17 protein-coding genes are annotated in these 17,939 nt (G+C 43.3%); 4 read left to right on the top strand and 13 right to left on the bottom strand.

All coding sequences use genetic code 11. From position 1 onward, the window contains the following. The first annotated feature begins 32 nt into the window (after nucleotides 1–32). Nucleotides 33–1,022, top strand: coding sequence for a PhnD/SsuA/transferrin family substrate-binding protein (locus B8983_RS00780; protein ID WP_084281953.1), 990 nt, complete (start codon nucleotides 33–35; stop codon nucleotides 1,020–1,022). On the opposite strand, the gene B8983_RS00785 is transcribed toward B8983_RS00780, so the two are convergent. Genes B8983_RS00785 through B8983_RS00795 form a run of 3 tightly spaced genes read right to left on the bottom strand, consistent with a single transcriptional unit; the run spans nucleotide 1,019 to nucleotide 4,667 of the window. Next, nucleotides 1,019–2,380 carry an SGNH/GDSL hydrolase family protein gene (locus B8983_RS00785; protein WP_084281954.1) on the bottom strand — a complete coding sequence of 454 codons (1,362 nt, stop codon included), beginning with the start codon at nucleotides 2,378–2,380 and terminating at the stop codon, nucleotides 1,019–1,021. The genes B8983_RS00780 and B8983_RS00785 overlap by 4 nt on opposite strands. Beyond that, on the bottom strand, nucleotides 2,380–3,222 hold the full coding sequence (locus tag B8983_RS00790) for an SGNH/GDSL hydrolase family protein (RefSeq protein WP_159460775.1): 843 nt from the start codon (nucleotides 3,220–3,222) through the stop codon (nucleotides 2,380–2,382). The genes B8983_RS00785 and B8983_RS00790 overlap by 1 nt, the downstream gene beginning before the upstream one ends. 53 nt (nucleotides 3,223–3,275) lie before the next feature. Continuing rightward, nucleotides 3,276–4,667 carry an MBOAT family O-acyltransferase gene (locus tag B8983_RS00795; RefSeq protein WP_159460776.1) on the bottom strand — a complete coding sequence of 464 codons (1,392 nt, stop codon included), beginning with the start codon at nucleotides 4,665–4,667 and terminating at the stop codon, nucleotides 3,276–3,278. Nucleotides 4,668–4,957: 290 nt separating this feature from the next. Here B8983_RS00795 and B8983_RS00800 point away from each other — a divergent pair, with 290 nt between their 5' ends. Then, nucleotides 4,958–5,626, top strand: coding sequence for a cytochrome b/b6 domain-containing protein (locus tag B8983_RS00800; protein WP_084281957.1), 669 nt, complete (start codon nucleotides 4,958–4,960; stop codon nucleotides 5,624–5,626). Between the two features lie 41 nt (nucleotides 5,627–5,667). On the opposite strand, the gene B8983_RS00805 is transcribed toward B8983_RS00800, so the two are convergent. From B8983_RS00805 to B8983_RS00815, 3 genes are all read right to left on the bottom strand, one after another. Continuing rightward, a complete protein-coding gene (locus B8983_RS00805; RefSeq protein WP_143736052.1) occupies nucleotides 5,668–6,123 on the bottom strand; it encodes a c-type cytochrome in 456 nt (151 codons plus the stop codon). A 133-nt stretch (nucleotides 6,124–6,256) separates the two neighbouring features. Further along, nucleotides 6,257–7,051, bottom strand: coding sequence for an aspartate racemase/maleate isomerase family protein (locus B8983_RS00810; protein ID WP_084281959.1), 795 nt, complete (start codon nucleotides 7,049–7,051; stop codon nucleotides 6,257–6,259). Continuing rightward, nucleotides 7,009–7,986 (bottom strand): Bug family tripartite tricarboxylate transporter substrate binding protein, encoded by a 978-nt coding sequence (locus B8983_RS00815; protein WP_084281960.1) that lies wholly within the window; start codon nucleotides 7,984–7,986, stop codon nucleotides 7,009–7,011. Before B8983_RS00815 ends, B8983_RS00810 begins: the two co-directional genes overlap by 43 nt. Before the next feature lie 157 nt (nucleotides 7,987–8,143). Here B8983_RS00815 and B8983_RS00820 point away from each other — a divergent pair, with 157 nt between their 5' ends. Continuing rightward, entirely contained in the window at nucleotides 8,144–9,133 is a 990-nt protein-coding gene (locus B8983_RS00820; protein ID WP_159460777.1) for a Bug family tripartite tricarboxylate transporter substrate binding protein, read from the top strand. Here B8983_RS00820 and B8983_RS00825 read toward each other — a convergent pair whose 3' ends face one another. After that, the gene (locus tag B8983_RS00825) at nucleotides 9,134–9,919 is read right to left on the bottom strand and encodes a fumarylacetoacetate hydrolase family protein (protein WP_084281962.1); all 786 of its coding nucleotides are present in this window, start codon (nucleotides 9,917–9,919) and stop codon (nucleotides 9,134–9,136) included. A gap of 100 nt (nucleotides 9,920–10,019) precedes the next feature. Between B8983_RS00825 and B8983_RS00830 the strand changes: the two genes are divergently transcribed. After that, the gene (locus B8983_RS00830; RefSeq protein ID WP_143736053.1) at nucleotides 10,020–11,672 is read left to right on the top strand and encodes a thiamine pyrophosphate-binding protein; all 1,653 of its coding nucleotides are present in this window, start codon (nucleotides 10,020–10,022) and stop codon (nucleotides 11,670–11,672) included. Nucleotides 11,673–11,705: 33 nt separating this feature from the next. On the opposite strand, the gene B8983_RS00835 is transcribed toward B8983_RS00830, so the two are convergent. The 6 genes from B8983_RS00835 to B8983_RS00860 all read right to left on the bottom strand — a co-directional run bounded on the left by B8983_RS00835 (nucleotide 11,706) and on the right by B8983_RS00860 (nucleotide 17,938). After that, nucleotides 11,706–12,713: a Bug family tripartite tricarboxylate transporter substrate binding protein gene (locus B8983_RS00835; protein ID WP_084281964.1), complete on the bottom strand. Its 1,008-nt coding sequence runs from the start codon at nucleotides 12,711–12,713 to the stop codon at nucleotides 11,706–11,708. An 81-nt stretch (nucleotides 12,714–12,794) separates the two neighbouring features. Further along, a complete protein-coding gene (locus tag B8983_RS00840) occupies nucleotides 12,795–13,784 on the bottom strand; it encodes an alpha/beta hydrolase (RefSeq protein WP_084281965.1) in 990 nt (329 codons plus the stop codon). A 68-nt stretch (nucleotides 13,785–13,852) separates the two neighbouring features. Then, complete coding sequence (locus B8983_RS00845) at nucleotides 13,853–14,668, bottom strand: alpha/beta hydrolase (protein ID WP_084281966.1); 816 nt, start codon at nucleotides 14,666–14,668, stop codon at nucleotides 13,853–13,855. A gap of 12 nt (nucleotides 14,669–14,680) precedes the next feature. Continuing rightward, nucleotides 14,681–15,763, bottom strand: coding sequence for a 4-oxalomesaconate tautomerase (locus tag B8983_RS00850; RefSeq protein ID WP_084281967.1), 1,083 nt, complete (start codon nucleotides 15,761–15,763; stop codon nucleotides 14,681–14,683). 32 nt (nucleotides 15,764–15,795) lie between these two features. Continuing rightward, nucleotides 15,796–16,791, bottom strand: a complete 996-nt coding sequence (locus tag B8983_RS00855; protein WP_084281968.1) for a Bug family tripartite tricarboxylate transporter substrate binding protein — start codon at nucleotides 16,789–16,791, stop codon at nucleotides 15,796–15,798. Beyond that, a complete protein-coding gene (locus tag B8983_RS00860) occupies nucleotides 16,784–17,938 on the bottom strand; it encodes a 2-methylaconitate cis-trans isomerase PrpF family protein (RefSeq protein ID WP_084281969.1) in 1,155 nt (384 codons plus the stop codon). Before B8983_RS00860 ends, B8983_RS00855 begins: the two co-directional genes overlap by 8 nt. Nucleotide 17,939 lies beyond the last annotated feature (1 nt).

The raw sequence follows: 17,939 nt of genomic DNA on the forward strand, positions 1-17,939 counted from the left end.
AAACTTTTTTCAATCATTATTAGGAGTACGCTTTGGCCAATTTACCTTTATCGATAGCAGTCGGTGATTATGATCACATGCGTGATTTAACTACTGGTAGGGTGATTCCAGACGGTATTGAAGTGCGTCCGATTAATGTGCCTACCGAAGAAATGTTTTTTCGGTTTATTAAATTTCAAGAGTTTGATGTCTCAGAGGTTTCTTTTGCTAAAGCCTTAGCGATGGTTTCACAACCAAACCCTTGGTTGGTGTTAATCCCAGTCTTTCCCTCAAGAGCATTTAGGCACTCGTCTATTTATGTAAGACAAGATGGAGATATTAAAACTCCACAAGATTTAACTGGTAAAAAAGTTGGTATTCCGGAATGGGCGCAAACGGCTTCCATCTATTCTAGGGGGATGCTGGCACATGAATATGGCGTTGACCTGACTTCCATTGAGTGGTTCCAAGCAGGCGTGAATGATCCGGGGCGTCGCGAAAAAGTGAAATTGAACTTGCCGCAAGGCATCCGTTACACAGCCTGTCCTGATAAAAGCATCTCACAAATGTTACTGAGCGGCGAGATAGATGCGGCGTTATCCGCGCGCGCACCAGACGCTTTTATTCATCATCCTGAGGTGGTGAAGCGCCTATTTACTAATTACCGAGAGGTAGAGTTGGAATACTGGCAACGCACACAAATTTTTCCTATCATGCATGTGATCGCCATTAAACGGACGGTTTATGAAGCGAATCCTTGGATTGCGAGAAGTTTGATGAGTGCTTTTGAATTAGCCAAAGATCGTAGTTTAGAGCGTGCTGCAGATATTACTGCTTCGTACTATCCCATTCCATGGTCTGCTGATTATGCATTAGCTTCCCAATCCATTTTAGGTAAAGATTTTTGGCCGTATGGCTTTAATGAAAATGCGAGTACCTTGGAAGCCTTTACCCAGTATGCATTTGAGCATGGTATCACCTCAAGGAAAATGGCGATTGATGAAATTTTTGTGCCTGAGGTACGTGAAAAGGTCAAAGTTTAGGGATTGAGTAGACTCTTCAGTTGAAAATCAACACTCAACTGACGAGCACTTCTTTGATAACCTAGCAGGCTCAGATGGGTTAGATCTTTGGACATGAGTGGCGCTTGTTCGAACGCCCATGTGTAGGCAGACCCTAATCCCCCCATCGCGCTTTGCCAATCCCAAAATGAGCAACCTGCAATACCCGCTTCGGTAGCTTGAATAGCGGCAATCTGTGCATGAACTTTGGCGTATTTTAATAAATCGGCTGGCTGACGAGGTTTAGCAGCTTTTTTTGATTTCTTGGTATTCGCAACCAAAATGCCACGGTCCGGTGGGCCGATTAAGACACAAGCAGTTTTCGGGTATAAGCGCCGAAAGTTAGCTAGGCCCAGTTGAAGATCTGCTTGATACATAGCGCTATCAAATTTAGGATTATTTCCTTCATTAGTGCCAAAACCTAAAAAGACTAAATCATAGGTCGGTTTAAAACCGGCTGGCTGAGTGAGATTCGTCCAGGATTTGAAGGTTGCGCCAGGAATTGCTAAATTATCTACAATTAATTTGGCAGGTTGCGTATAACGTGGGATGAAACCGTCTAGACTTAGACTGCCATGTATCAAACGAATCTTGATGGTAGAAATTGGGAAGTCTGCATCAATCTTGATCTGGCCTTGACTACCTACATCAATAAAGGATTCGTTGGGTAAGTCGTCTATGGTGATTGCTAAGATCGTTCGCTCCTCTGAGCCGTTTGGATTTAACAAAATTTCCAGAGACTGAAGTGGTGCATTCCCGACGTTATTCGTCCTAAAATCCAACCAAAGGTAGCTCTCTTTATTCTTGGCTTGCATTCTTAGCATACCAATCGGAAATTCCGAGGGGGTATTGTAAGCATAACTATATTTCCACCCGCCACCCAAACAAGTTTTTTTGAGGGGGAGTCTTACTCCAGCTCGACCTATATTGGCCGCAAAAAAAGAGGGTAAAACCTCTTCCTTGGAAAAGCCAATTGATTTGATTAATTCCTCAGAAAAGAAATTAGCAGCCAGATGACTATCTCCCCAAATCCCTATTTTTATAGGTTGCTGGAGATTTTTTGCCAAATTGATAGGAGTCAGTTTTGAATGGTTATCTAAGTGTTTTTCTGGATTGTTCACTAAGGCGGTACTGATGTCGTCTAGGGTAGGAAAACTTAACTGTTCTTCTGCAACTGGCGAGGCTGCTTTCGTGTTTAAAGGTTTTTGTCCAGGACAGATCAGGGCAGCTGGCAACTGTTCCTGATTATTAAAGTGCAACTGGATTTGAGCCTGCGCGCACAGCGTAAAGGTCAGACAAAAAGCCTGCATACTAAAAATAGTGAGAAGCTTGAACCGCATTAAAACCGCTCCTTGAATGATTGAACGATTTGATTGCTCACTAAGCGATAACCGTATGGCGTAAAGTGAATACCATCATTCCCGCGGATCAGGATAGCGCCCTTTTGAGAATCTTGTAGGTATTTTTTGAAAGGCTCATCGAGTGACCCCAAAATGCTTTCAGTAGAGATAAACTCAAAATCATATTTTTTGGTTTCAGATGCAAAAATACTATTTTGTAGAATGGCGCCATTTTTGACGCGCTCCACATCCATGTTGGGTAGCCCTACCCAAATAATATGAATCTGATGCGCTTGGGCAAAGACTAGCACTTCATTCACACGTTGACGGTAGGCATCCTGCCATTCGTCAGATGGAAAAATATAGCGCGCTTTATTGTCATAAATATCCCAAGGATCATTCGCGCCAAGAAAAATCACTACGGTGTTAAAGCCTTGTCGCAAACTTTCCTCTGCAATTTTCTTGGGCCAGTCAAAATACCTTCGAACCGTTAATCCAGTACTTTGCTGCGATAAGTCAACAAATTTACCATTGGGATATATTTTTTTCAATTCGGCAATAGCAATCGGTGCAACTCCCTGCATTAAAGAGTCCCCCGCAAAGAGCACCTTAGGAACACTGCCGGTAGTCTGGCTGAACTGAATAATTGGTATTGGTGACTCTTCAGCGATATGCTTCTGTGGTTTGCTATCTGAGGTGCTGAAGGGGATCAACTTTTTTTGAAGATGCAACTGTTGAGAGGGCGAAAATAACCAATTTGGAATAAAGTTGCTGACTTGAATATGGTCTCGATTATTGAAGTAGTTGTCGAGAGAGTCCAACCAGAGTATAGAATTGGTCAAAATGATCAATCCAAATAAGATGACTAAGCGAAGGGGTGTGAAAGGTTTAGCCATCAAAACTGGTAATAAATAAACGAAGGAACTCCTTCGGGAGACAGTTCAATGAGTAAATATCCAAGCGCACATAATACTGGAATCAGGAGCCAGAAATTGATGCGGCGAACAACATCAATCCATTGAACCTCAAGCCAAGATGCATATTTACTCAGCAACATAAACAAGATACTAAATAACCAAAGATACAACCACTCGGTCTTAAATTCACCCATTGATGCGTTGAGGCGTGACAATAAACTCAGCGCATTTTCTACGGAGGAAGCTTTAAAAAATACCCAAGCAAATGCAACAAAAATGAAAGTAAATACTTGCCCACAAAAATTGGGCAAACGTATGGGCACATATTGGCGAGAAATATTCGACAAGACAAGCCCTAAACCATGGATGACTCCCCAAATTAAAAAGCCTAAACCTGCACCATGCCAAATGCCACTCACCACCATGGCTATCAAAACATTACACTGTGACCATGCAAACCCTCTGCGGTTACCACCCATTGGAATGTAGACAAAGTCTTTAATAAAGTTCGAGAGAGAAATATGCCAACGTTGCCAGAATTCTCTTAAGTTATTGGCTAGATAAGGCTGCGCAAAGTTCAACGGTAAGGTAAAACCGAGTAATAAACCAAAGCCAGTAACGATCAGGGTATAACCAGAAAAATCTAAAAAGATTTGTAAAGTGTAGGCGAGGATTGCGTGTAGTGTATCGATTGCCAAATACTCTTCAGGATACTTAAACACTGCATCCACATACTGCGTGGCGAGCCATGTGGCTAAGACCATTTTCTGAAACAGGCCTAAAAAAATAAAGTAGATCGCTTTCTGAGCCGCTAACGGTTGACCAAAGTGGCGACCATGCAGTTGCTCATGAAAATCTTTAGCCCGAATAATCGGACCCGCAAACAAAGTGGGCCAAAAAGAAAGATATAAAAGCAGGTCTAATAAGGAGACTTTTACTTTGGATTGGTATTTCCAAAACACAAAAGTAATCGCTTGGAAAGTGAAAAAAGAAATACCGACGGGTACGATGACATCGATGGCCGGTAGAAAAGCAGGCAAGCCAAGTTGAACTAACAGTTGAAGTAGTAACTCTCTAAAAAACTCATAGTATTTAGTAAGAAATAAAAGAGAGAGCGCAAAGAGAAAACTAGCGGACAGTTTCCATCGTTTTGAAGTATTTACCCCTGATTGGACCCAAGTCCCCAAAGCCCAAATGATTGCACTATAGATACCTAAAAAAATAGCGGTTTTAATTGACCAGCTTGCATATAGGCTGTAACTACCTGCGAGCAGAAATAGTTTTTGCAATGTTGGCCGACTAGATAGTAGCCAATAGATTGGAAAAAAAACGAGTGCAAGGTAGGCAAACTCAGGTGATAAAAAGCTCAAGATGAAACCGCTATCGTGTTGGGAGATTGGGTTCTTAATACAAGGTTAAGAAAGAATTATGAGTATTTTTACATAAAAACCTGGAAATGAGTTTTTATTCACAGTGAATTTTTTGCTGTTGAAATTGCCTGCCATCTGTAGATCAGCGTTCATCGAGACACTTTTATTCAAGTACGCTATGAATGGGTCAATCCTTCGATAATATCTGCTCAAAACCATCTAAACGATAGGTGTTATTTTTGAAAATACCTATAATTGATTAATCTACAAAACCGTCAAGTGGAATCAATATGTTAAAAAAAATTCGCGTGTGGGACCTACCTACTAGATTATTTCACTGGTTATTTGCGATCGTTATTACAGGTGCTTTTATAACCATCAATTTAGATGAAACAGAATTACATGCGAAGTTTGGGTATGCAGCCTGTATTTTGGTCATTTTCCGTATTGTTTGGGGCTTTGTCGGCCCAGAGCATGCGCGCTTTGCTAATTTTGTGCCAACCCTTGGCCAATTAAAGGCATTTATTAAGCACCCAGTGCATGACAAGCTTGGGCATAATCCACTTGGCGCTTTGTCCGTGCTTGGGTTACTCTTGGTGGTTTTGGTGCAAACTAGCTCTGGCTTATTCACGGATGATGAAATTAGTTTCCAAGGTCCTCTGTCGCATTTCGTGTCCTCAGAAATTGCTAGTTGGTTAACGGGGTTGCATGAGTTCAATTCGAATTTGATATACGCACTCGTTGGCTTACATTTGCTGGCTATTTTTTATTACCAAAAAGTGAAGAAGCAAGATTTAATTCGCCCTATGTTGACGGGTGATAAGGACTTGTCTTCAGAAGATACAAATACGCCAACCGCTTTAAACCCCTCAAAAGATCATTGGGGAGTTCGTGGGTTGGCGTTGGTCATACTCGTCGTGATTGCTACGGGATTTTATTTTTTGGTGATCAAAAAGTAATGATGCACGCAATCCCATACAAACTTACAAGATGATTTCAATTAACCTTTTTTCTTGAAATCATCATGGCAAGCTTTACAAGCTTGACCGGCAGCACCAAATGCTTTTTTAACTGCATCCAAGTCACCACTTTGTGCGGCTGTATTTAGAGCCGCAGTAGCTGCAGTTAATTTTTCAGAGTTGCTAGTAAATTTTGCTGTTTCAGACCAAACTGATGGTAATGCATCACCACCCTCAGTGCCAGGACCAAAACCTTGCCATGGTAAATGGGACATGGAAGCGACGATTGCTGCATTTTTAGCGACGTCTTCTTTGTTGAAAGGGACTTCACCCTTAACTACTGCGCCAATTCTGCCAAAGTGTGTGCCCATAACAGTGAAAGCTGCTTTACGATATTTGATAGCAGCATCTGGCTTAGCAAATTGAGCATTTACGATCGTTGCAGTGAGAGCAGTAGCAGCAACCAGGGTAGAAATTGCGATTAATCTTAATTTCATGATGTTTTCCTAATAATAAAAAAATTGTATAAAAATCAATCTAAACTATTCATAGCATACCTTAGATTTTTGTCGTTTGTTAGAAGGATATTTGAAATTCCTACTGCAACTTCATTTTTGCCTTCATCTGGCCTTAAACATTCGACAAAACTTTACCCCACCGAGGATCTGCTTTGGGAGCAACTAAGCCCGAAGATTTTTCATAAGCCCGCAGCGCACTTGCCGTTGTACTCAAAATGTTGAGTAAGACGGGTTTATTAAATTGATCCTCTAAGACTTTCACTGCATGAATGGCAAACCATAAGCCACCCGGCATTAAAAGGGCCTGTGCCTCGGGTGCGGCCGTCATTACTTCAGTCCCAAGCGCGATTGCTAGTTCATGATCGGCTAGGGCGCTAGCTGATTTATTTTGCGCAAGTGAGCGCCCTTTTGAACGAATCGCTAAAACGGTAATACCGGCTTGCCGTAAATACTCAGTTAATCCCTCGTTGACAGCGTCTGACCACCTTGAGGCAATGGCAATTTTTGTCACTCCAAGGTGATGGAGAGTTGCAATATGCGCTTCTAAATCGGTGTCACAAACTAGCCCAGTGCGCTTTGAGCCTTCCTCTAGCAGTTTTAACATCCGATCACGGCCAAGGGCGGCAGCCACCGGTACGCCACTTAAAGAAATGCGATCAACTGGCTTTTTGGCCAATAGGTCTAAAGCTTGATAGAAATCTGGCATTTGATCTTCTACGGAAGCTAATGTGTATTCCGCCAAATTGAGCCCCGTGGTCACGAGTAGCATGCCTTCAGGCGCTACTTTATAAAATTGGTAGGCGTCTAGATCGGTATATTTATGAGGAATAATATAACCGAGTGAATGCCATGGGCAAATGGGACTCACTGAACTTTGATGTCCGCTGCTTTGATGATTTTCGACCATTTAAGAGTTTCCTTATTGATAAATTGTGTCAGTTCTTCGGGCGTGCTACCAATGGGATCAATACCACTTGAGATGAGCAATGCTGTAAAGTCAGGTTGTTTTAGGACCTTCAGAAAAGCTTGGTTGAGCTTCGCGATGATTTCTTTAGGGGTGCCAGCCGGCGCCATGACGCCGTACCAAACTCCAGAGTTGTAACCTGGGACTCCGGCTTCAGACAGGGTTGGAATGTTGGGTAAACCTGCCGAACGATGGGATCCAGTCACAGCTAAGGCGCGTAATTTGCCACTTTGAATATGTTGGGTTGCACTGACCGGGGGCGTGAATAATACCTGGACATGACCAGCTAAAACATCGGAAAGTGCTTGTGCTCCTCCCTTATAGGGAGCATGCACCATTTTAATCTGCGTCATATTGGCTAATAACTCTGCCGCTAGGTGCGCTCCACTGCCATTGCCAGAGGTTGCATAATTTAGTTCTAATGGCTTCGCTTTAGCGAGAGCGATTAGTTCCGCTACATTTTTGACGGGCACATTCGGATTTACGACTAACAGGTAAGGACCATCCGCCAACAGTGTAATTGGCGTGAAGTCTTTTTGTAAATCGTAGGGTAGTTTGTCAAATAAGCTGACATTGGCAGCAAGTTGAGGCGTTAAGCCGAGAATCAAGGTATAACCATCAGGGGCAGACTTCGCTACATATTCCATGGCAATGCTACCACCCGCACCCCCTTTGTTATCCACAATCACTGATTGACCGAGCTCTGCAGTTAATTTTTGAGCTAAAGGTCTAGAAATCGTATCTGAGCCACCCCCTGCAGGGTACGGTACAACAATTTTGATGGTGCGATTTGGATACTGTGCATAGGCAAATTGTGATGTAAGGGCTGTCAACCACAATCCTAAAAGGAGTAAAGCGCGACGAGAGCGAAGCAACATATTGGTCTCATTATTTTTCTATTGATGAAGTATTTTAATTGCTGATGAGGCATTTACCAAAATTTTTTTTGAAGTAAATGTCCTTGCATCTCACTATGGTTCTTACGGATTGTATTACATGACTTTTTCGATTAGGATGCAGAAAAAAGGAGACAACATGCAATTGAATGAATGGCTTAAAAATATTATTTATTGGCTCATTATCGGCTTGCTCTTGGTACTGATCCCTAAGGGCTTTGCCCAAACGAGTTACCCAAATCGTCCGATTAAAGTGATTGTGCCTTTTCCACCAGGCGGACCAACGGATAACTATGCCAGACTGATTGCTGCAAAAATGTCAGATTCCTTTAAGCAACCTGTTTTAGTTGAGAATAAAGCAGGCGGTACCGGCTTACCTGGCACTTTAGCTGTGATGAATGCTCCCGCGGATGGCTATACTTTATTGTTTACCTCCAACAGCGCGCACGTCATTAGTCCTTTATTACGACAACCCATTCCCTACGATTCAGTGAAAGACTTTTCGCCGATTTCGATGGTTCTCAAGTATCCAATGTATTTACTGGTTAATCCTAATTTGGGATTGAAGTCTTTACCTGAATTTATCCAATATGCCAAAAATAATCCTAATAAATTAAATTATTCAAGTGTTGGTATCGGGAGTGGCGGCCATCTTGCTTGTGAGCTGTTTAATAGTGCGGCCGGAACTAGCATTGTGCATGTACCCTATAAAGGGGCTGCCCCGGCACAAGCCGCCTTGATTGGTGGAGAGACGCAAATGTTTTGCGATAGTGTTGGGAACTCACAAGGGATGGTAAATATTGGCAAGATGCAAGGTTTAGCGCTTTTCTCGGAAAAAAGATCGAATGCTGCACCGACCGTGCCAACCATGGGCGAGATGGGCTTGCAAGACATGGCGGCGTATATTTGGTTAGGACTCTTAGCACCACCAAACTTACCGAAGGAGATTCAAAATAAATTAAGCACTGAAGTGATGAGAATCATGAATACCCCTGAGGTGAGCTCAATGGTTTTAAAGGGTGGTAGCGATCTCGTTGCCAACACCCCAGGCCAGTTCAGTCAAAATATGCTCGATGAGAAAGAACTTTGGGCAAAAGTTATTCGGGAAAAGAACATTAAGCCTGAATAGTTATTGACCTTCTTTAAGGAAGCGATTACGTAAAACACCAAGGCCACTAATTTCGATTTCTACGACATCATTGTGAACCAAGTTGGGTGAGGTACCTTCGGTACCCATCCACATCACATCACCCGGATAGAAGGTAATGTACTTGCTTGCTCTGCTGAGGAAATCTGCAAAGCTAAAAATCATATCTTTGGTGGCAAATTGAATTTCTTGCTTACCATTCACACGGATAGTAGTAATCGCTTGATCGATGTCAAAGTCTGTTTCAATCCATGGACCCATTGGTTTAAAGGTATCCGTATTTTTACATCGAAAGAAGGTACGATCTGTTTTTTGCCAAGTACGCTCACTGACATCATTGCCAATGGTGTAACCAAAAATACAGTCCAAGGCTTCACTTGGAGAAACATTTTTGACCTTCTTGCCAATGACCATCACAATTTCACCTTCATATTGGACTTGCTCAGTCGCATCAGCTGGAATAATGACATCTTCATCATGGGCAATTAAGGCATTGTTGGCACGATAACCAATATCAGCACTGGTAGGTAAAACAGGTTTTTCACCCATGGCCTTAGCAATTTCTGCTACGTGAATTGCGTAATTAAAACCTGCTGCATAAAATGTTCTAGGGATAATTGGAATTTCAATTTTGACCGCAGATAAGGGATAGGTTTCGCCGGTATCTTGCCATTCATCTAAGAAGTCACCTTGAATCACATGGACTTGTTCACCAACTAAATAGCCGCTTTGAATTTTATTATTGACTGAAAACTGTAACCAACGCATGTCGAACCCTTTGAAAAATGGTCATACTGATTAAAAATAACTTTAGAATTGAATTTATTATTACTTTAAACGAAAAATATAAAAAATGAGTGAGACTAATATGCCAAATAAGCCTGCAATTCATGGTGGAAAAATTTTAGCAAATGCACTAGCCAGTCAAGGGGTTGAATATGCCTTTGGGGTGCCTGGCGAGAGTTTTTTAGCACTTTTGGATGGCTTATATGACCAGCAGAATCAAATTGAGTTCGTGACCTGTCGGCAAGAGGGTGGGGCGGCTTATATGGCAGACGCCTATGCAAAATTAACGGGCAAAGTGGGCGTCTTAATGGTCACACGTGGACCAGGCGCTTCTAATGCGATGGTCGGTGTGCATACTGCTTATCAAGATTCAACGCCGATGGTAGTTTTTGTGGGTCAAGTGAGTTCGGAGATGATTGAGCGAGAAGCCTTTCAAGAAATGGATTTTCGGCAAACGTATAGCCAATGTGCAAAATGGGTCGGTAGTATTGATCGGGTAGAGCGTATCAATGAGTATGTATCTAAAGCCTTTCATCTAGCTCAATCGGGACGGATGGGGCCAGTGGTCTTAGCCTTACCTGAGGATATTTTGTCGAGCCTTGGCCCAGATCACGTTGCTCAGCAAGCACAGCGGATTCAGCCTGGTGTAGACCTAGATGCTTTTGAACAGGCGCAAGCATTGTTGCAACAGGCTAAAAAACCGATGATAGTGGTTGGCGGTAGTTCCTGGGATGTGAGGAGTTGCGCAGATTTGCAAGGGTGGGCTGAACAGCAGAACATCCCGGTCGTCACGTCATTTCGATATCAAGACTTAATCGATAACCATAGCACTGCCTATGCTGGCTTTTTAGGCCTTGGCATCAATCCAAAATTAGTGCAGCGTGTGGCACAGTCTGATTTGATTTTAGTGATTGGTGATCGACTAGGTGAAATCACCACACTCGGCTATACCTTGTTTGCGTTGCCTAATCCAAAACAAGCAATGATCCACGTACATCCTGGGGCAAATGAGTTAGGCTTTGTCTATCAACCGACCGTAGCCCTGAATTGCGCACCTACACATTTTGTAAAACAGTTGATAGCGGCCAATTTGACACTTCCCAAAAATGAGGAGTGGTATCGGCAAGCGCGTCTTGATCAAGAAGCTTTTCAAGTGCCATTACCGATTATCGGCAATATTCAATTAGCCGAAATATTTAACAAGCTGAATGAGGTTTTACCGAAGGATGCCATCCTCACGAATGGTGCCGGAAACTTTACCACTTGGTTACATCGATATTATGCTTATGGGGGCTTCAAAACCCAATTAGCACCTGCCAACGGCTCGATGGGCTATGGTTTACCTGCGGCCATTGCCGCTAAAATTGCCATGCCTGATCGTACTGTCATTTGTATCGCTGGTGATGGGGATGTGATGATGAATATTCAGGAACTAGCTACAGGTATGAGGTATCAAGCAAAACCGATTGTAATTATCTTGAATAACGGTATGTATGGCACCATCCGCATGCATCAAGAACGGGAATATAAACAACGAATTTCAGGCACGTTTTTAACGAATCCTGATTTTGTCCTACTAGCAAAAAGCTTTGATATGGCAGGTTACCGAGTCACCAAGACGGAGGAATTTTTCCCGGCTTTACAAGAGGCGCTGGCCCATGGTCAGGGCGCTTTGATTGAGCTGCTGACTGAACCCAATGCCATCACCCCAACCAAAACATTGCAAGAGCTGTGATTGAGCTCATGTTTTAGTTGGGAGATCTAGGAGTTATTCGACTTTAGCACCAGAATCTTTGACAACCTTGGTCCATTTAGTGATTTCATTTTTAATGTAGTCGCTAAATTGTTCGTTGGTATTGCCGACCGGGTTTGCGCCCATCGCGAAGAATTTCTCTTTGACACTTTGACTCTTCACCGCTTTAATCACTTCACTAGAAATTCGGTCTGCAACGTCTTTTGGTGTTTTTGCAGGAATGACTACACCAAACCAAGAGGTGGCTTCGTATCCAGGTAAATCACCTGCTTCGGCAATGGTCGGTAGATCTGGAAATAAGGGGGAGCGTTTAGCACTCGTAACGGCGAGGGGTTTTAACTTGCCCGAACGAATAAAGTTGATGGATGAAGGTAAATTATCAAACATAATATCGGTATTACCTGCCATCAGATCCGTCAGAGCTGGACTACTTCCCTTGTAAGGTAAATGCAGCATAAAAGTCTTCGTCATACTTTTAAAGAGTTCGCCAGCCATATGAATGGAAGTACCACTACCACTGGATGCCATATTCACTTTGCCTGGATTGGCTTTAGCGTACGCAATTAAATCCTTCACATTATTAATTTTATTGCGTTCTGCAAAATCAGGATTAACTACCAAAACATTCGGCAATTCTGCGACTAAAGTGATTGCTTTAAAATCTGCCACTGGATCAAATGGCAGTCGATAGTTGCCCTGATTGTAAAGGGGCGGGTTAATGCCATGGGTGCCAACCGAAGCCATTAACCAGGTATATCCATCTGCCGGGGACTTTGCCACAAAGTCGGCACCGATATTTGCGCCTGCCCCAGGTTTGTTTTCAATGACCACATTCCATCCAACGCTATTAGCGAGTTCAGCGGCGAGGGGCCTCGCAATATTATCGGTTGCCCCAGCAGCAGGAAATGGGATGACAAAACGAATCGGACGACTAGGGTATTTTTCCTGTGCACCGACCATGTTTGTAACTGTAGCAAAATTTAGAGCGGTTAAGGAGACAATTAGCCATTTTGAAAAATGCATACTTTATTCTTTCATTTAAAGATTAATAATTCCGAATATACCTATATTCGAAAAAAACCATATAGGTATTAACGATGAATCTTATTTTTGGTATTGCTTAGCAATAAAGGTCTTCACCGTTTTGCGCGCTAAATCAGTTTGCGCACTTTCTTGGGCAACCCATTCGTGCTCACTGTCTTTAAATTCAACTAATTGAATCGAGCCACCTGCATTGCGATAGGCCTGTGTAAACTTTTCTTGTAAAACCGGCAGCACGTTATCGTCTAAATCACCATACATCAGAAGCATCGGGGGTAACTTACCATGGGGCTCTTTACGCTCTAAGATTTCCTGAGGATTCGCCTCATGAATCGATTCAAAGGGCTTGAAGTAGGTGTAATGATTGTTGATCATGCGGTCACGTTTTAAACGGGTCGCATTCGCAAAACGGCCAAAGGGATCGCTGATTGGGGAGCGCGTCGCAATATAGGCAATACTCGCGTCAATTTTAGGGTTTTGTTCGAAGACGATGGCGTTATAACGGGCATCATTCGGTCTTAACGCTAAGAGTTGAGCAACGTGCCCACCACTAGAACTACCGTAAACACCCACTTTTGTCGTATCACCATGCCATTGCGCGGCATGATGTTTGACCCAGCGAATAGCATAACTAGCATCTTGTAGATTCGCAGGGTAGGGTGCATCGCCAGCTAAGGTTAAATCAACGGCAACCACTAACACTCCACTTTTAGCAATTGCTTGATCCATCGGTTGTTCCGCTAAACGGTCTTTATTGTTCCAAGCTCCACCATGAAAATCAATCATGGTCGGAAATGGACCAGTGCCAATTGGCTCATAAATCCGAGCTTTTAATACTCTACCACTGGCATTCGTACGGTAAGGTAGCTCCGTAATTTTTAACTCATATTTTGCATTGGGATTGTAGCGCGGTGTGGCAGTCTGGGAATTCGATTGTGCAGAACACCAATTCACTAAACAAAAAGTAGAAATGGTCACTAAGCCCAACTTCAACAGACTGCTACTTTTAGAAAAGACACTTACTTCTTTTTTATTAACGGCTACTTGTATCATGTTTACGTCCCATTTGTTTTAACAGCAAAGGTTGAAGAAACTTACAAAGAGTTAAAAAGCGTGAATTCCTATTGGTTTTGCAGCCACTGATTGATTAAATTGGCCACCACATCTTCTTGTTGATTGTAAAAATGATCACAATCTTTAATAATTTCTACATCACAATGACCAGCACATGCTTTGGCAAAATCTTCTGCTGGATATCTGTGAACATCTTCTAAATCTCCCCGAATTGCCAGTACTGGGCAATGTATTTTTGAGGCCAGAGCAATCGTATCAGGGACATTTTTAATGCGGTCTAAATAGCTCTCAGCTGAAATCACATACCACCAACCAGGCATCATCATTAAATCTTTTGGCTTACCCATCGCCACTAATTCTTGGGCGCGCTGTTTTAAAGCAGGACCTTGATCCATCGCAAAGAGCTTTTCACTGCCTGGCACTTGATCCTGATCAGGACCACCTTTGCCAGCAGACAGGAGAACTAATGCAGGGGTCTGCGGATGATCGGCAACAAATTGCGTTGCCAACATACCACCATAGCTGTGACCCATCACGATCGGATTTTCAAACCCCTTTGCGGCTAACCATTTTGCGGCGTACTCATGATCACTTAGTGATTCACGCACCGTCTGAAAGGCACCACCTTCTGCGATTCGACTGTTCCGCGTGGATAAAACATCATGACCACGACGGTTAAACGCCAAAAAGGCATAACCTGATTTTGTCAATGTGGCAGGTAAAAATCTAGCCCCACCAGTATAGAAATTCATGGTGTTGCCATGAAAATAAATAATGGCATTTTTGATGGGGCCATCCGGCGTATAAAAGACGCCTTCTAGAGACAGGGTATCTGTTGGGATCGTAATGAGTTCTGTATGCATTGTCGTAATGAATTAAAGAATTCCAGAGGGAATACAAACTTTACCTTCCATCACCAATCTTGCAGTGCGTACGAGGGCTGCTCTACGCATAATTGGTTCTGGGACAGTAAAGTCTGCGTCGAGGTCAATGGTGATTTTTCCTGAGGGATGTTCAATATCAATCATTCCCTGCGGACCTTGATGTGAAACACCAGATAATTGCGAAGCGACTGATCCAGGGATGGCACAAGCCGATGCAACGCAGACTGCACCAGTTACAGCATGTGCTTTATGACAAGAGTAGGGGACAAAATAGCGGGAAGTAATAGTGCCACCATGCACCGGGGAAGAGAGTAAACCTACTTTTGGCACCACCATCTTGGAGACATCGCCGAGCCCCATTAATAAGCCAGCTTTTAACCGAATCTCTTCCATGCGGGCCATAAACGCTTTATCACCATCTAATTCTGCAGGAGTTTCATGCCCCGTTTTACCTAAATCTTTGGCATGAATATGAATCATCGGCATTGCCACATCAATACAACTGACAGCAACGCCATCAATCATATCGACCACATTACCTGTGGGTAATAGTTTTCCTGTAACAGATCCGACGGCACTTCTAAAGTTGAGGAGAATCGGTGCTGCTGTACCTGGCACACCATCAATTGTTGCGTCACCTTCATAGTTCACAACACCGCCCGGGGTTTGCACAATTGCGTCAACGACTGCACCCGTGTTGACGTTGTAAATGGTCACTGAGGTGGTGCCATCCTGAGCAGGAATCATGCCCTGCTCGATGGCAAACGGACCAACTGCGCCGAGCATATTGCCACAATTGGGTTTGGTGTCAACGATTTTTTCATTCACAATCACTTGTGCAAATAAATAATCGACGTCGATACCAGGGCGCTCTGATTTACTAATCATGGCGACCTTACTGGTAAACGGCGTTGCGCCACCAATCCCATCAACTTGATACTCATGCGGAGAACCCATGACTGCTAAAAGTACGGCATCTCTTTTTGCAGTATCTGCTGGTAGATCTTTGGTGTTAAAAAAAGGTCCGCGGGAAGTGCCGCCGCGCATGATGATACAAGGAATTTTTGTTTGCATTGTTTACGATCTTAATTGAGTTTAAATTGATGTTATTGGGGTAAGTCTACTTTGATTTTTGCATCGGAAACAACTTTCCGCCATAAGTTCACTTCATCAGAAATAATGGTCTTGAGCTCTTCGGAACTACTCGGAGAAGCTACATCACCAGTCGCCTTAAAAAGTTCAAGTGTTTTTTTATCTAATACCGCCACTTTCAAAGCGGCGTTTAATTTTTTCTCAATTTCTACGGGGAGATTTTTAGGTCCAATGAGCGCGTACCAAACAGTGACACCATAACCTGGTAGTCCTGACTCAGCGACCGTTGGTATTTGCGGCTCGGTAGCGCTCCGACTACTAGTAGAAACAGCGATCACTTTAATTTTTTTTGCTTGGAGATAAGGCAAAGCAGCGCCACTAGTACTGAAGAAAATATCGGTCACTCCACCCACAATATCCGTGATAGCTGGCGCAGTTCCTTTATAAGGAATATGGGTCATTTCAATACCAGCAAGCTTTAAAAAGAGTTCAGTCGATAAATGGGAAATCCCACCTTGTCCAGAGGATGCATAGGAGAGCTTACCTGGATTGGCTTTTGAATATTGAATTAATTCACTCACGTTATTTACAGGCAAATCTTTTCTGACGGCCAGTAATAAAGGCGTTTTAGCAATTAAGCCGATAGGTGTGATGTCTTTGATTGGATCAAAATTGATTTTAAATAGACTTGGATTGGCCGCATAACTGTTAGAAATGAGTAACACGGTATAACCATCTGCGTCCGCCTTGACGCCACTTTCGACCCCAAGTCTACCGCCAGCACCAGCCTTATTTTCGACAATCACTGGTTGGCCTAAGTGCTCTGTTAAATTCTTGGCAATCACTCTGCCAATCGCATCATTTCCACCGCCAGGTGCAAACGGCACAATCATTTTGATGGGTTTTGTTGGGTAATCTAGGGCGAAACTTGGCAGGCAGTAGATGCCAATCATCAGCAATCCCAGCTTGAAATAAGCACGAAGATATCCTAATTTAGTGTTGTTATTCATTTTCTAGACCAATATGAGGATAGACACACCCTTCAAATAAACGCCGCGCTGTTCTGTAAAAACTACCCTTTGGAGCTTCCCACCCAGTAGGAGATTTACTCACTTGAGCACCAACGGTGAGAATTCCAGAGGGCATCCCAATCCGCACTGCCTGCCCTTGAGAGGGACTTTGTAAAACCTCAGCAACGACACTACCTGTCATGTTGGCGGCCACTCCAAGGCATAAAGAAACAGTTAATGGCAGTGCAAGATGGGGCTGTCCATTGGAAATCGCTCTGGCGGTTAGGTCAATCCTTGTCGCATCAATCGGCATGTTACTAATGGTGACACCATTTTTTGCAGGACTCACAAAACCTACATAGGGGACAGTTTTGATTTGAGCCGCCTCAGTTAAGTTTTTACTAATGCCCATCTTGACAGATGCTTTAAGTCGAATCTCTTCTAAAATTTGTAGAATTTCGGGACGCTGATTCAGCTCATTTGGGAACTCATCCCCCTGCAAACCAATCTCTTTGGCTTGTACAAAAACACAAGCATTCGCCGCATCAATCATGGTTACCCGAACCGAGCCAATATTAGAAACTTCGATCAAATCAGTAATATTACCGGTGGGCAATAGTTGACCAGTCGTTGCACCACCAGGATTTAAAAAATCTAATCGAATCGGTGCACCAGTCCCAGCTACACCAGGAATTTCTAAGCTACCCTGAACCACTGGTTTGCCATTGCGCACTTCAAAAGTACTATGAATAATCTTTTTCGTATTGGTGTTGAAAATACGAACAGTATTTTCGCCCTCTGTAACCTGAACGAGTCCTTCTGCGACAGCAAAAGGACCTACTGCGGAAGAGATATTGCCACAGTTGCCACTGTAATCCACTTTCTTTTCATTGATCATGACTTGACCAAAGGTGTAGTCGATATCAGCGTCGGCATGCTTTGATTTTTCGAGGATGGCAACTTTTGATAAGGAGGACACGCCGCCTCCCATCCCATTCAGTTGTCTCATATAGGGGTCGGGCGTACCCATCAGCGCTAAAAATAATTCATCCCATTCAGATGGTTCGGGTAAATCTCGGCGATGGAACATTAGGGCCTTACTCGTTCCTCCGCGCATAAATATGGCTGGAATTTTTTCGGGCAACATG

Origin of the sequence: Polynucleobacter kasalickyi, from assembly GCF_900176405.1 — a bacterium.
GTDB classification, from domain to species: Bacteria; Pseudomonadota; Gammaproteobacteria; order Burkholderiales; family Burkholderiaceae; genus Polynucleobacter; species Polynucleobacter kasalickyi.

What these genes read in the sequence shown, in the direction of transcription:
- B8983_RS00850 (WP_084281967.1), bottom strand. Translation starts at nt 15,763, where the DNA reads ATGCAAACAAAAATTCCTTGTATCATCATGCGCGGCGGCACTTCCCGC.
- B8983_RS00830 (WP_143736053.1), top strand. Translation starts at nt 10,020, where the DNA reads ATGCCAAATAAGCCTGCAATTCATGGTGGAAAAATTTTAGCAAATGCA.
- B8983_RS00805 (WP_143736052.1), bottom strand. Translation starts at nt 6,123, where the DNA reads ATGAAATTAAGATTAATCGCAATTTCTACCCTGGTTGCTGCTACTGCT.
- B8983_RS00855 (WP_084281968.1), bottom strand. Translation starts at nt 16,791, where the DNA reads ATGAATAACAACACTAAATTAGGATATCTTCGTGCTTATTTCAAGCTG.
- B8983_RS00800 (WP_084281957.1), top strand. Translation starts at nt 4,958, where the DNA reads ATGTTAAAAAAAATTCGCGTGTGGGACCTACCTACTAGATTATTTCAC.
- B8983_RS00815 (WP_084281960.1), bottom strand. Translation starts at nt 7,986, where the DNA reads ATGTTGCTTCGCTCTCGTCGCGCTTTACTCCTTTTAGGATTGTGGTTG.
- B8983_RS00835 (WP_084281964.1), bottom strand. Translation starts at nt 12,713, where the DNA reads ATGCATTTTTCAAAATGGCTAATTGTCTCCTTAACCGCTCTAAATTTT.
- B8983_RS00840 (WP_084281965.1), bottom strand. Translation starts at nt 13,784, where the DNA reads ATGATACAAGTAGCCGTTAATAAAAAAGAAGTAAGTGTCTTTTCTAAA.
- B8983_RS00845 (WP_084281966.1), bottom strand. Translation starts at nt 14,668, where the DNA reads ATGCATACAGAACTCATTACGATCCCAACAGATACCCTGTCTCTAGAA.
- B8983_RS00860 (WP_084281969.1), bottom strand. Translation starts at nt 17,938, where the DNA reads ATGTTGCCCGAAAAAATTCCAGCCATATTTATGCGCGGAGGAACGAGT.
- B8983_RS00810 (WP_084281959.1), bottom strand. Translation starts at nt 7,051, where the DNA reads ATGGTCGAAAATCATCAAAGCAGCGGACATCAAAGTTCAGTGAGTCCC.
- B8983_RS00825 (WP_084281962.1), bottom strand. Translation starts at nt 9,919, where the DNA reads ATGCGTTGGTTACAGTTTTCAGTCAATAATAAAATTCAAAGCGGCTAT.
- B8983_RS00820 (WP_159460777.1), top strand. Translation starts at nt 8,144, where the DNA reads ATGCAATTGAATGAATGGCTTAAAAATATTATTTATTGGCTCATTATC.
- B8983_RS00785 (WP_084281954.1), bottom strand. Translation starts at nt 2,380, where the DNA reads ATGCGGTTCAAGCTTCTCACTATTTTTAGTATGCAGGCTTTTTGTCTG.